At 39.0% G+C, this 14,045-nt stretch carries 9 protein-coding genes; 2 read left to right on the top strand and 7 right to left on the bottom strand.

Going from position 1 to position 14,045, the window contains the following annotated elements; all coding sequences use genetic code 11:
* Positions 1-73 precede the first annotated feature (73 nt).
* Positions 74-1,249, top strand: coding sequence for a thiolase family protein (locus tag F927_RS07630; RefSeq protein WP_005083239.1), 1,176 nt, complete (start codon positions 74-76; stop codon positions 1,247-1,249).
* Between the two features lie 127 nt (positions 1,250-1,376).
* The gene (locus F927_RS07635; protein ID WP_005083241.1) at positions 1,377-1,826 is read left to right on the top strand and encodes a VOC family protein; all 450 of its coding nucleotides are present in this window, start codon (positions 1,377-1,379) and stop codon (positions 1,824-1,826) included.
* Between the two features lie 43 nt (positions 1,827-1,869).
* Here F927_RS07635 and F927_RS07640 read toward each other — a convergent pair whose 3' ends face one another.
* From F927_RS07640 to F927_RS07670, 7 genes are all read right to left on the bottom strand, one after another.
* Positions 1,870-2,355: a DUF934 domain-containing protein gene (locus F927_RS07640; RefSeq protein WP_005083242.1), complete on the bottom strand. Its 486-nt coding sequence runs from the start codon at positions 2,353-2,355 to the stop codon at positions 1,870-1,872.
* The gene (locus F927_RS07645; protein ID WP_005083244.1) at positions 2,348-3,991 is read right to left on the bottom strand and encodes a nitrite/sulfite reductase; all 1,644 of its coding nucleotides are present in this window, start codon (positions 3,989-3,991) and stop codon (positions 2,348-2,350) included. The genes F927_RS07640 and F927_RS07645 overlap by 8 nt, the downstream gene beginning before the upstream one ends.
* A gap of 305 nt (positions 3,992-4,296) precedes the next feature.
* The gene (locus F927_RS07650) at positions 4,297-5,004 is read right to left on the bottom strand and encodes a hypothetical protein (protein WP_005083247.1); all 708 of its coding nucleotides are present in this window, start codon (positions 5,002-5,004) and stop codon (positions 4,297-4,299) included.
* 1 nt (position 5,005) lies between these two features.
* Positions 5,006-7,465, bottom strand: coding sequence for a hypothetical protein (locus F927_RS07655; protein WP_005083250.1), 2,460 nt, complete (start codon positions 7,463-7,465; stop codon positions 5,006-5,008).
* Positions 7,462-7,998, bottom strand: coding sequence for a hypothetical protein (locus F927_RS07660; RefSeq protein WP_005083252.1), 537 nt, complete (start codon positions 7,996-7,998; stop codon positions 7,462-7,464). The genes F927_RS07655 and F927_RS07660 overlap by 4 nt, the downstream gene beginning before the upstream one ends.
* A gap of 3 nt (positions 7,999-8,001) precedes the next feature.
* On the bottom strand, positions 8,002-11,406 hold the full coding sequence (locus F927_RS07665) for a type VI secretion system Vgr family protein (protein ID WP_005083254.1): 3,405 nt from the start codon (positions 11,404-11,406) through the stop codon (positions 8,002-8,004).
* A gap of 146 nt (positions 11,407-11,552) precedes the next feature.
* Positions 11,553-13,952 carry a glucose/quinate/shikimate family membrane-bound PQQ-dependent dehydrogenase gene (locus F927_RS07670; protein ID WP_005083256.1) on the bottom strand — a complete coding sequence of 800 codons (2,400 nt, stop codon included), beginning with the start codon at positions 13,950-13,952 and terminating at the stop codon, positions 11,553-11,555.
* Between the last annotated feature and the right edge of the window lie 93 nt (positions 13,953-14,045).

A 14,045-nucleotide genomic window follows, 5' to 3' on the forward strand; every position in this document is an offset into this window, starting at 1 on the left:
TTCACTGTTTTTTTTTACTATACTGCATAGGTTTTGAACATTTCTCTGCAAATTATAAGTCTGGAGACACATAATGACTGACATCGTAATTGTCAACGGCGCTCGTACAGCAATGGGCGGCTTCCAAGGCGCATTATCTAGCGCTACAGCACCTGAATTAGGTGCAATCACGATTAAAGAAGCAATTGCTCGCTCAGGTTTACAACCAACTGACGTAGAAGAAGTTATCATGGGTTGCGTATTACCTGCTGGCCTAAAACAAGGCCCTGCGCGTCAAGCAATGCGCAAAGCAGGTTTACCAGACTCAACAGGTGCGGTCACCATCAATAAACTATGCGGTTCAGGCATGAAAGCCGTCATGCAGGCGACTGACATGATCAAAGCAGGCAGCGCAGAAATTGTGGTTGCAGGTGGCATGGAGTCGATGACTAACGCTCCTTATATATTACCAAAAGCACGTGCTGGTTATCGGATGGGCCATGGTGAAATCAAAGATCACATGTTCTTTGACGGTTTAGAAGATGCAGAAACTGGTCGTTTAATGGGTTCATTTGCACAAGATATGGCAAATACGCGTGGCTATACCCGTGAACAAATGGATGATTTTGCGATCCGCTCATTACAACGTGCCCAAAAAGCCATTACTGAAGGTTATTTTAAAGATGAAATTGTTCCTGTAACTGTTTCAACTCGCAAAGGTGATGTTGTTGTCGATCAAGATGAACAACCTTTGAATGCTAAAATTGATAAAATTCCAAGCCTAAAACCAGCATTTGCAAAAGATGGGACAATTACCGCTGCCAATGCCAGTTCGATTTCAGATGGCGCTTCTGCACTTGTACTCACTTCAAGTGATGTTGCAGCTCAACGAGGCTTACAACCTTTAGCAAAAATCGTTGCAACAGCATCTAACTCACAACACCCTTCAGAATTTACCATTGCACCAGTTGGCGCAATTGAAAAAGTGTTGAAAAAATCGGGCTGGGATGCACAAGACGTAGATTTATGGGAAATCAACGAAGCTTTTGCAATGGTAACCATGTGTCCAATTGACGACTTCAAACTTGATGCTGAAAAAGTAAATATTAATGGTGGTGCATGTGCCCTCGGTCACCCAGTGGGCTCTACAGGTTCACGTATCATTCTTACATTAATCCATGCACTTAAACGTACAGGTGGTAAAAAAGGCGTTGCAGCGCTGTGTATTGGTGGTGGTGAAGCAACCGCAGTTGCTGTTGAATTGATTTAAACCTCAAATCTACAGCTAAGAATCCTGCTTTTTGCAGGATTCTTTTTTAGAATTACAAAAAATAATGCACCATTCGTTAAAAATATCGATAATTTATATTGTGTAAAAAAAGAACAAGGACCTTCTCATGCAATTAAATCATTATTTAAATTTTCAAGGACAAGCTGAACAAGCATTCAACTTTTACAAATCTGTATTTGGTGGTGAGTTTTCAATGTTAAGTCGTTATGGAGACTTACCTCCAGAAGAAGGCGTAACATTTACAGAAGCGGAGAACAATTATGTGCTTCACGTTTCTTTGCCAATTAATGAATCTACAATACTCATGGCATCGGATGTGAATGATCAATTTTGCGCTCCAAATAGTGTGTTTACCCAAGGCAACAATCATTATATTTCGATTAATTTAGATGCAAGTGAAATAGATGAAGCCAAACGTTTATTTGATGCGCTTTCACACAATGGGCAAATAGAGATGCCATTAGAACAAACATTTTGGGGTGCGCTGTACGGGGCATTTACCGATCAGTTTGGTATTAAATGGATGATCAACTGCCAACTTGCACCAGAAGCATAAAAAAGCTGAACATTTAAATGTTCAGCTTTTTTTCAGACAGGACTTAAGCCCCTGTCTGATAACTTGCTTGTGGTACAGCAGTAGAAGCCTGATAAGGATTGGTAAAATCTTGAAGCCCTGCCGCAGCTTCATGGATATCTTTCCCTTCTTTCACCACAAAAGTATCAAAGCCAGAACGTTTTAAATAATTTAAAACATCTTTGAAGATATCACCCACGGCACGTAATTCACCTTGATAACCTTGGCGACGTAACAGCGCAGCAAATGAATACCCACGACCATCATTAAATCCAGCAAACTCAATGAAAATCGCATCCAAGTCATTTAATGGAAACGCATGCGTTTCAGGTGAATCATTCACAGTGATATACAGCGCTTTTTTACCTTGTATATTTGCTAATTGATCTAATTGAGCAGTTGTAACAACAACATCACCGTGTGGAATCACACCATCTTCAGCAATGACTTGATAGGTATTATCAGCAATTGTACCGTCTTTAAAAAGCACTTGTAGCGAAGTATTAAGCATAAGCTCGCTCCTTAAATGGTTGAATACCAACACGGCGATATGTGTCAATGAAACGCTCACCTTCTGTACGTAGATCGAGGTAAGTATTCAAAATTTCTTCAATAACATCGGGCACTGCGTCCGCCGCAAAAGATGGTCCTAAAATGTCACCAATTGAAGCGTCATGATCTGCATTACCGCCCAATGTGATTTGATAGAACTCAGCACCTTTTTTATCTACACCGAGAATACCAATATTTCCGACATGGTGATGACCACATGCATTCATACAACCCGAGATATTTAAATCTAGCTCACCTAAGTTATAGATGGTATCCAAGTCCTCAAAACGACGTGTGATCGCCTCTGAAATTGGAATAGATTTGGCATTTGCCAATGAGCAGAAATCTCCGCCAGGACAGCAAATAATATCCGTGATAAAACCGATATGTGCACGAGCCATATCGTTTTGTTCAAGTGTTTGCCACAACTCAAACAAATCTTTTTGAGGCACATCCACTAACGAAATATTCTGTTCGTGTGTGGTGCGGAATTCGCCAAAGGTATATTTATCAGCTAAGTCTGCAATTAAGTTCATTTCCTCTGACGTCATATCGCCCGGTGCAATACCCGCACGCTTCAAGGAAATCGTCACGATACGATAGCCCTTGACTTTATGTGCATTGGTATTGACATTGAACCATTGCTTAAATTTAGGATATTCAGCAAATAATGCCGTAAAATCTTGATCTTCTAAATCTTGATAATCAAATGGGGTAAATTCTTCATCTAACTTTTTCAAGATTTCAGGCTGAATCTTCAAAGCTTCACGTGTGTGTTCAAATTCAGCTTCAACCTTTTGTGCGAATACTTCAGGCGTTAATGCTTTTACGAGAATTTTAATACGTGCTTTATATTTGTTATCACGGCGACCATGCAAATTATAAACACGCAAAGTCGCTTCAAGATAAGCAATTAAATCTTCACGCGGTAAGAAATCACGAATGACACTACCAATGATTGGGGTACGACCCAAGCCCCCACCAGCCATGATTTTATAGCCTATTTCACCCGCCTCGTTACGCACGATATACACGCCAATATCATGGAATGCTGTAGCGGCACGGTCTGTTTCAGCCAGTGCAGAAACTGCAATTTTGAATTTACGTGGTAAGAATGCAAATTCTGGATGGAATGTACTCCATTGACGAATCAATTCGCATGTTGGACGTGGATCAGCAATCTCACCCGCAACAACGCCAGCAAACTGATCTGTTGTCGTATTACGAATACAGTTACCAGATGTTTGAACTGCGTGCATTTGAACTGTTGCCAATTCCTCAAGAATATCTGGCACATCTTCCAACGCAGGCCAATTCAACTGGATGTTTTGACGAGTCGATACGTGTGCATATCCACGATCATACTCAGTCGCAATCTCAGCAATTTTTCGAAGTTGTTTTGTATTCATCAAGCCATACGGCACGGCAATACGCAACATAGGTGCGTAACGTTGCACATATAAACCATTTTGCAAACGTAAAGGACGGTACTCGTCTTCAGTCAATTTTCCCGCTAAATAGCGTTCTGTTTGATCACGGAACTGAGCAACACGTTGATTAATCAGTTGTTGATCGAAATCAGTATATAAATACATGGCGTACGGCTAGTAAATTCATGATAAAGGCAGTTAGCATAGCGAGCTTTTTATCATCAATAAAATGCTTTTTTTGCATATTTAATAACGGTTTTATTGATAAGCTTGATGGGGCTCAGTAACAGATGACATCAATAAAAAAGAGAACTTTAAAATTGTATCGTTCTCCTCTCTACCTAACCAAAAATATCAATACTTATTGATAATACGCTTATCTAACAACTTTATACGAAGTCACTAGATAATAGTTTAAAAGACGATCTGTTAGTTCTTCTTCTCTCCAAAAAAGATTTAGGTGGAAACTTTCACTTAAGAAGTTTTTCATTCATCTGCTTTTTGCAACTTACTTCAACAAAATTCATTGTCTCCGAATCCAGTTCATATTGTTTTTCTTCAAAATAATTTCCATCAAGATCAATTTTATTTGTACAAATCTTCCGAGTGCTTAATGAAAAATCATCTTGGATTACAAAATCTTGTTTACACTCTCCATGATATGGAACATCTAAAATATTTCTAAAGTCAATCTCCTCCATTTCGGAATCATAGCCAATTGATTCTGAAAAATTAAATCGATGAGTACCTACATAGTACCCCCTATCGATACTCTTATGCATTCCATCTTCTATATACACCTTAAGTAAGGTCATCGTTTGTGCCAAGCCATCCCCTTCCATATCCATATTTTGTAACAACAACATATATACATAATGTTGGCTAACAGGAAAATAACCTATAACCCTTGCAAAAGAATGTGACTTTGGAGCTAAATGTTCGTTATTATCAATAAAAAATTTTAAATTATCTAAATCATACCAACCGTTCTTAAGCTTAGATAAGCTTGAGAAGTCCTGACTTGAAATTGGTAATTTTAAACAAGGTATATTTTCGAGATCTTTTTTATCTTCAGAAAAATTTATTTTACATACATCTTTCGTTTGATTAAATACTTCACTTCCACTACAACCATGTATAAAAACAAAGCTAACCATCACCAAAATAAATTTTAACATTTCATATATCCTCTATTTTTGGAGAAAAGCCCTGTAAATGAACATGATGATGATGATTTATAACAGAACTCGAATATGGAAGCATTTGACCATTTTTAATAGAAACAGGTCTTGATAAAAATTGTTTATATCCAAACCTATGTAGCGTTTCAATGAATCTAACATTAGTATCCCAATCAAAATTATTATACGTGGTATGCACTGTTGCAACCATATGGCTATTATTTGTCCCCAAATATCTAAAATCACCGTTAATACCATTAATATGAGTTTTACTCTCTACACCTGAGCTACCATCTTTTGTACTAAATCCTGAACCATGATATTCACCATATCCTATACTACACATTGCACCTAGTATACTTGCTAGAGATAACCCACTTAAATAATATCTACCCTCATTACTAACTATAACCCAAGAGTAACCAATATTATTTTTACGATATGAACTATGTAATCTCTGATCAATCAGATATGTCTTACCTGCTATTACCCTATTACCTGTCAATTTACCATTTTTATAAACCAACTCATATTTCTTACCGACAATAAATCTGGACTTACCCAAATTATGAGCATTGCCTTGCTGATCATAATAAATAAACTCTGCATATCCTGTAGCAGCTTTATTCTCTCTTTTAATTTTTCCATTATGATAAATATGATAACGAGTTGTATCACTGGTTACAGGTGCTTGACGACTCACTATGGTGATTGGTCGACCGCCATTCTGAGTATAGCCATTATTTTGTCGTGCTTGATTATTTTTATCAGCTTCAGTTTTAGCTTTTTTTCTTTCCTCCTCAGCTTCTTTTTCTTTCTTCTCAGCAGCTTCTTTTTGCTGTTGTTGTAATTTCGCTGTTTCTGCTTCTTGTTGTCGTTTCCGTTGCTCGTCCGCTGTTTCATTTAGTTTTGATGCTTTTACTGCACTTGCATTCACAATAAAGCCTTTGATTGCAGCAGATTTTTCAACACGACTTAATACCAAACTTTTACCTTTGACTCCAAAGCCAAAAACAAAGCCTGTGAGCATTTTTACAGTAATAATTCCTGATGCATTTGTTCTTTTCGGAATCTCCCGTCCTCTATAAAAAATACTAAACAATGTATTTGCTACACGTTGACCGTTTTGAGTGACTCTTATGCTAAAGCTATGTACAGGTAACCTTACTTTTAAGGTTTGATTATTGAGTGCTGCATCCACTTTGAAATGATGAATCACTTGTTTATGACCATCTCCTTCCACTGATAGTTCAATATCTTGCCCTTCTTCAGCAATTACTCCTTTTCTAGTCCCCGTACCATCCGCAGTATGTTTTTTTATATTCCCCTTATATGTCAGAAAAAAGGTCATATTAGGAATAGGACGACCAGAATCTCCTTCCACAATCTGAATATTAAATGGGATATCTCTTAATATTCTAGAATGCTCAACTGGTGTGGATGGCATTGTTTGAGATTGTTCACTTCTCAATTCTTGAGGAGTTTTGTTCGTTTGTGGTTTTGGTTGAGGTGTACTTTCTGTTTCTAAAGTTGCAGCGTAACTAGAAATTGGAAAGTCGCTTAAAGTTGCTCTCTGCTTTTCATTGGCTTTCTGTACAATACTATTCGACTCTTTTCCATCTGCTAAAATTTTTATTTCAGTATTTGGATGGCGCACAATCACTGGGAGATTTCCCTGCTCATCACTCTTTAACTTAACTCTTGTTTCACCAGATACATATTTTCCATCATATCGAGAAACAACAATAACCTCTTTATTTGCTAAAGCATTTTTTTCAGCATCCGTCAAACCAATATAAATTTTTCTTTGGCAGCAATTTTCCAAATCAAAATGGTTAAACATCTCGATATATTTACTGATATGTGTGCCATTTCCATCTATTTGCTTTGATCCTTGAAACTTAGGAATTCCTAAAAAAGCTCCGAGCCCTCCGATACCAACTAAATGCATACCAGCTATAGCACCAGATTCTGTTACCTCAACGCCTTGTATTGTTTTCCCAAAATACTCATTGAGATTATTATTCCGAATTTGCCGACATAAGTGGCTAATCCACTCTTTAATTATTTCATATTGAATAGCTGGATTATTCAAAAAGTCTGACTTTGAATTTATTCCTCTTTTACCAGACCACCTACCAACCCAGTTGTGAGAGTCAAATTGACTCTGCCATCTTTTACTTAATTCTGAATTTTTATCAACACCTGCAAGATCTTTATACGATATTCCATAATCCCCTAGATAGTATCCTAAGTCATACAGCGCTTCTTCTCCCCACTGGAATAACCCCATATACCCTGAACCATTTATATTTTTTGCAGCAATTATATTATCAGTATGATTTAAAGGAAGAGATAAATTGGAAGAAGATTCTTTAAAACTTACTGCTTCAATAAACCCTGCCAAATCAGTTTCAAATGTTTTTGTTGCATATTTGAATTTTATTGTTTTTTTCATTTGTAATTCTCATGATTCCAATCATTAATACGATAAATCTCCATACTTACCGATGTATTTTTCTTTAAATAACTATTGAGAGCATGCCTGGATTTCTCATTTTTTCCTATACTTGCACAACTTAAAACAACACCTGGACTAGTTCCTTCCTCCAATGGAGCAACTATTTTTCTAAAGTAAGAAAAAGCATTTTTATTATCATATGCAATCCATATCTCATCTCTATCTTCCTTATAATATGCTCGATAAATATTATACTTTTTACTACCATACAAGACTTGTTTACAGTTACCGGTAGACATCCATTGACCATTTTTCCGTTTTAAATTTAATTGATCCAGTAATTTTAGGCGATTCTGAGTAGCACTATTCTGGCCAAACTCCCAAACATGTTCACACTCAACGTCTCCTAAAACCTGAATTTCCTCAACAGGCTCATTCCAATATTTCAAACATTGTTTAGCACTCTCGGCATATAAGCTCACACTTTGGAATAAAACCAGTGAACCTATCAATACTTGCGCTATTCTCATTTCTTATTCCCCACATCCAAAATGCTTAAAATCATGTTCTAAATCTGACTCATCCGTTATCTCTACTTGAGAGTATTCAGAATCGTCATGGTGGTGCTCATCACCGCCACAACATGCTTCTTCCGAAGACCCACCATCAGTTCTAGTTTCCTCCACTAACAAAAGCTTATCGGCACTTTCTTTATTTTTTCCTAACAGAACAACTTCAATTTGATCTGGGTTATCACTAAAAACTCGCTCAGTCCTTGCGTCTTCATCCAAAACACCAACATATTCAGTTTTTTTGGCTCGATTAATTACTTTGTACAGAAAACCCTCTTGTAATAATTCAGGTGACACCAAACCACTAAAATCAAAACGTCGACTGTAAACACCATTCTTCGGTAAGCTCGGTAACTCTGCATTGACGGTTGCACCACTTTCAAATACATGCTGCCCTGCTTTCACTTTAAAGTATCCACCCGTATTTATAAAAACCCCTTCTTTATTTATCTTGAGTTGTGAACCACCAGCTTTTAGGTCAATCTCAACAGGACTAGTGATCTCTATTTTTTCTTCGGTCGATATAATCTTTATGACACGACGGGCAATTGCTTCGATCATGTCATCTTGTGCTTGTAATTCAACTTTTCCTTTTGCAGCAAAGGCTTTAAGTCCTTTCGTGGCAGCAAATAAACTCACTTTATCTTGCGCATGACCAATAATATTTTTCTGAGCACTCAAATTAATCGAACCGCTAGCACTTTCCGCGATGTCTTGTGAGGCTTGAAGAATAATATTTTCAGGTGTGGTCAATGCAATCCCATTCGGTGATGCTAGGAGCATTAAAGCTTGTCGAAATATTTTTCCTTGTTCTTGTTGTTTGGCATCACTGCTACTTTCTAAGTTTTGTGTATATCCTTCCATGAAACCTTGTAAGGAATTCAGCGCTTGTAAGGGACTGACATTGAGTTGATTACCTTTTTTGAAAGTGCCACAGGTACTCATCAAATCAAAATCTTTGATATCTACGTTTGCCAGCACTTGTCCAACTTCTTGAAGGCTCTCAAATGGATTCTGTTTAATTTTATCTTTTAAACTTGCCAGTTGCCCTTTAACAATATCTGCCCCGTGTGCTTCAACATTTTCGATGAAATCTTTTAAGTTATTGATTGCATCTTTGCTATCGGCAAAGAATTGATTAAATTCATCAATAATTGTTTTTGTGTCTCCACCAAAGCCACTGATATCCTTAATAAAACCTCCACAGTCTTTCAAGGCATGTAATGGATCGTCTTTCAATTCATTCTTAAACAGATTTACGGTCTTATTCAGTGCTTGAGTTTTGCTATTAAGCTCTAACGACTGAATAAATTTAGGCAGTCGCTGGATGACATTTAATGCATCCGCTTGCTGTTTTTCAGCAATATGACTGAGCATTTTCATGCTTTCATAGCCTTGATTGAGTAAAGACTGCGCTTGTGCTGCTTCTAAGTGATCTGCAATCGCTTGCTCTTGCGCATAGGTACTGATCAGCATGCCTTTGCCTGCTCGGACAGCGCCCCAAGCATCCGTTCTCAACTCAAAACCTTCTCCACGTCCAGCACTATGTTCTTGGACTTTGGGATGACTTAAATGACCTAAATTTAATTGTGTTGCTGCATGACTACTTTGTAATTGCGTGCTGATTTGTCCCGACGTATCGTCAAATCGTAGTTGGTTAAATCCTTGCCCACCAATCTCCTGACTACGAATACCACTCAGTCGTCTGGTATCAGGTAATTGTCCTTTAATATCAAAGCGGGTCGGTGAACGCTGTGCTTCATGGATACGCCCCATCACAAACGGACGATCAATATTACCGTCAAAGAAGTCAATCACCACGATTTCACCGATTCGTGGTAGGAACCGTGCACCATAGCCCTCGCCCGCCCAAGGTGTCAGGACATCAATCCATGCAGAGTCGCTATCATTATTATTAGAGCCAGCACCTCCATCATGCTGATGATCTTCACTCCTTGTGAACAGAAATCGGACTTTAATCCGCCCCCATTCATCGACATAAATGCTCTCACCTTCAGGTCCGACCACTCTTGCTCGTTGAGGATATGCAATCGGACGATGCCTGATCGGGTCATATTCAGGGACAATTGGAACATGGTAACGCTGTAAGGTAAGTTGGTTGGCTTGGCGTTCATTGTTGTTATTAAAATCTCTAACCTGCCATTGGCTATTTTGTAAGAGTTGTCTAACTTGTAAATTTAGCTCTTTGGGTAGATTGTTATGATGATAAAAATGCTTTGCTGTAATTAAAAAATTTCGGTCTTGGGCAGTATGTAAATCAATCTCAGGATGTTCTCTCAGTTCAAACCAATAACCGACATAGGCATCACGAACCGTTGTATGCGCAATAAAGTGTTTAGCGGCAGCATTATAGTATTGATTACGGTGCTCATTTAGACGTTCAATTTGTTGACTACCTGATGCTGTGACACCATCATCACCTTTTAAATCCTGAATCCATGCAGGTGTAAAATGCCAAGCATCCTCCAATCCTAGACTGAGATTGTCATGATGTTCACTATGAGAATGTGTACTTTGAACGCTGCCCGCGCCATCTTCTTGATCCAATGCATCAGCTTGCCATCTTTGAATATGTACCGTTGTGGGTTGTAATCTCCGTTGAGCAACCAAACTGGTCATACTGTCATATTGTTCTGCTGCACTGCTCCGATGATACCGAATGTTTCGACGTTCGAGTGCCTGATATTGTTGATTATCATCAATCAGACGTAATTTTTGTGCTTGGATTGGCGCAGTATTGTGAGGAACAATATGCTGTGCTTCATCGATCAAACTATTTATAGATTCTGAAGCCAGTAATCTCTGAATAAAATCAGCGTCTAGCTCATTGTGTTGCATCGTAAAAGGACGTATATCATAGTCTTTACTTAGCCCACTCAGATCTAATGTCAAACTTGCAGCAAATAATGGGCTACGTGTTTGCCATTCCTTGAATAAGGTTTGAATAATTTCAACCACGGATTGATTCATAAATACGCGGCTATTACGACGCTTTGTCCAAAGCGCTGTGGCATCTTGTAGCGTCAGTCGATAAAGACTTAAAGCACCATCACTTTGTCCCTGTGCTGCGGCAGTGATGATTCCTGTTGTGCGGGTCAAGTGCCCTGTATCTGTGATCTGATCTACAGCAACTTGGCACCCTATAAACGCTTTTAATGGAATAGCGGCATTCGTTGACAGACAGATCAGCTCAGCCGTTAACCCCTGATTCAGTTGATGATTTCCATCAATCGATTGCAAAAATACTTGCGCATTGAGCATCGGATGTGAAAATTGAACTTGTATTGCACGTTTTTGCGCATTTAACCCCAGTTTTTCAAGTACATGGAATATATTTAAAAGCATTTTCTTATCGTATTCCTTTTTTATTAGGTCGAAATTTTATACAAGCCAGATCGATCTGTCTATTTTTGTTTAAAAGTGACGTATTTCATCACTAAATCAATCAAAAAAAATGCCCACCGAAGTGAGCATTTTGAATCTAAAAGGAATTAATCTGGTAAAGCATATGCAACTAAATAATCACCCATTTTGGTGCCAAAAGAACCATGTCCTCCAGCCATAATGACCACATATTGTTTGCCATTGATTTCATAGGTCATTGGTGTTGCCTGTCCACCTGCTGGCAGACGCGCTTCCCACAATTTATCACCATTCGACACATTAAATGCTCGAATATAATTGTCTTGTGTTGCAGCAACAAACATTACATTACCAGCCGTTGATATCGGTCCACCTAAGCCTGGCACACCAATTTTCACAGGTGGTAATTGGAACAGATTTGGTAAACTGTCACGAATCGTACCAATACGTTTTTTCCATACAACATCGTGAGTTTTCAAATCCACACCAGCAACAAAGCCCCACGCAGGTTGTTTACATGGCAAACCAAATGGTGACAAGAATGGACTGATATCAACCCCATAAGGCGTACCATACATTGGTTGCATGCCGTGCTCAGTACCCGCACCACGCGCAACAGCTTGACGATTTGGATCTGCTGGAATCAAACGACTTACAAAAGGTAATCCAATTGGATTCATCACAGCGACTTGACGATCAGCATTCACTGACATCCCGCCCCATTCGAACACACCCAAGTTACCAGGGAAAACTAAAGTTCCATTCTCAGAAGGCGGTGTGTAAATGCCATCGTAATTGAGACGTTTGAATTGCACACGGCACATTAACTGATCCAACATGGTGGCACCCCACATGTCTTTATCGGTTAATTTATCTTTTGGTGCTAAATTGAAATCAGAAAATGGTTGTGTTGGTGAATAAAACTCACCCTTGGTCTGTGGTCCCCATTTTACTGTTTGTGGAACTGGCTTTTCTGTAATCGGTACAACAGTCTCACCTGTTCTCCGATCCAACACAAATACGTTACCTGTTTTTGTTAGTACATAAATCGCAGGAACCGTCTGACCAGATTTATCTTGAATATCAGCTAAAGATGGTTGTGATGGTACATCCATATCCCACAAATCATGGTGTGTGGTTTGGAAATGCCAAACAAGCTTACCTGTGGTTGCATTGATGGCAAGCATTGAGTTTGCGTAACGCTCTTTCAACTCGGTACGATCACCGCCCCAGATATCAGGTGTACCCACACCAGTTGGGACATAAACAATATCAAGTTTCGCATCATAAGCAAGTGGTGCCCATGCATTTGGAGAGTTATGAACGAATGTTCCACCTTCACCCGGTAAAGCATTTGGATCTTCAGCACCTGTATCAAATGCCCATAGCAATTTACCAGTATTCACATCATAGCCACGAATCACACCTGATGGCTCTTGGCTCGAATGGTTATCTGTTACTGAACCTGCAATGACTACAGTCGTCCCAGTCACAATACCAGGAGAAGTCGGATTGTAGCCGCCCGGATAAGCATATGGCATGAATTCTTGTAAATTCACCTCGCCATTTTCACCAAAATCTGAACATGCTTTGCCCGTATCTGCATTTACAGCAACTAAACGACCATCATTGACAGGAACAAAGACTTTTCTTGGACACTCGGTTGAACTCGACTTTTTAGCCTGTAAACTGGTTGCAAACTTAGTCGTATTATCCGCATCGTAGTACATCACACCACGGCAGGTTAAGTGTTGGAAAGTTTTATCCGATTTCAGCTTTGGATCAAAACGCCACTTTTCTTCACCTGTTGCAGGATCAATTGCTATTAAATGCTGATGTGGAGTACACATAAACAGATTATTGCCAATTTTAATTGGAGTCACCTGATTCGTTGTTTCACCTGAATCGTGCTCAGTTCTAAAGTCACCGGTACGGAAAGTCCAAGCCACTTTCAGACCTTTAACGTTTTTATCATTGATCTGTGTGAGTGGTGAATAACGCTCACCGCCCTGACTGCGACCATATGCAGGCCAATCTTCAGGTGCGATCCCCTCTAATGCTTTCGCTTGCTCAGGCTGTGGCGTTTCAATAACGCCATTAATTTCTTGTGGATCATTAAATATCGAATACACCATCACCACAATCGCAATAGCCAAAGTCGATGACAAAGCCACTTTACTTGAGGTTAAGTTATCTATACCACGTGTAACCGCTGGTACTAACAACCACAAGCCTAAAACACCTAACACATCAAGGCGTGGTGCAAGTGCCCAGAAGTCTGTACCCACTTCCCAAACACCCCAAATTACACTCCCTAGCATTAGAGCCGCATAGACCCATAATGGACCAGAAGCACGTTTATAAAGTTGAACTGCGACAATAAGTAACAGCACACCTGCAATTATATAATAAAAAGACCCGCCTATTGCTGCGAGCCAGATACCGCCAACGAGCAAGAACAATGCAATGAGGGCAATGATAATTACCGTCAATGTTCTAAGCCCAGATTTTGAAGCAGATTGATTCATACGATCACCCTTGCATCTTTAGTATTTTAGATACGATGAAGCAAATCACTTCACCTCATCGTCAAATTCAAATCACAATGAAAACTTGCAGAT

This window comes from Acinetobacter haemolyticus CIP 64.3 = MTCC 9819, from assembly GCF_000369065.1.
Classification (GTDB): domain Bacteria; phylum Pseudomonadota; class Gammaproteobacteria; order Pseudomonadales; family Moraxellaceae; genus Acinetobacter; species Acinetobacter haemolyticus.

Coding starts and splice junctions, on each gene's coding strand:
- F927_RS07665 (WP_005083254.1), bottom strand. CDS start 11,406: ATGCTTTTAAATATATTCCATGTACTTGAAAAACTGGGGTTAAATGCG.
- F927_RS07655 (WP_005083250.1), bottom strand. CDS start 7,465: ATGAAAAAAACAATAAAATTCAAATATGCAACAAAAACATTTGAAACT.
- F927_RS07640 (WP_005083242.1), bottom strand. CDS start 2,355: ATGCTTAATACTTCGCTACAAGTGCTTTTTAAAGACGGTACAATTGCT.
- F927_RS07645 (WP_005083244.1), bottom strand. CDS start 3,991: ATGTATTTATATACTGATTTCGATCAACAACTGATTAATCAACGTGTT.
- F927_RS07670 (WP_005083256.1), bottom strand. CDS start 13,952: ATGAATCAATCTGCTTCAAAATCTGGGCTTAGAACATTGACGGTAATT.
- F927_RS07650 (WP_005083247.1), bottom strand. CDS start 5,004: ATGTTAAAATTTATTTTGGTGATGGTTAGCTTTGTTTTTATACATGGT.
- F927_RS07630 (WP_005083239.1), top strand. CDS start 74: ATGACTGACATCGTAATTGTCAACGGCGCTCGTACAGCAATGGGCGGC.
- F927_RS07635 (WP_005083241.1), top strand. CDS start 1,377: ATGCAATTAAATCATTATTTAAATTTTCAAGGACAAGCTGAACAAGCA.
- F927_RS07660 (WP_005083252.1), bottom strand. CDS start 7,998: ATGAGAATAGCGCAAGTATTGATAGGTTCACTGGTTTTATTCCAAAGT.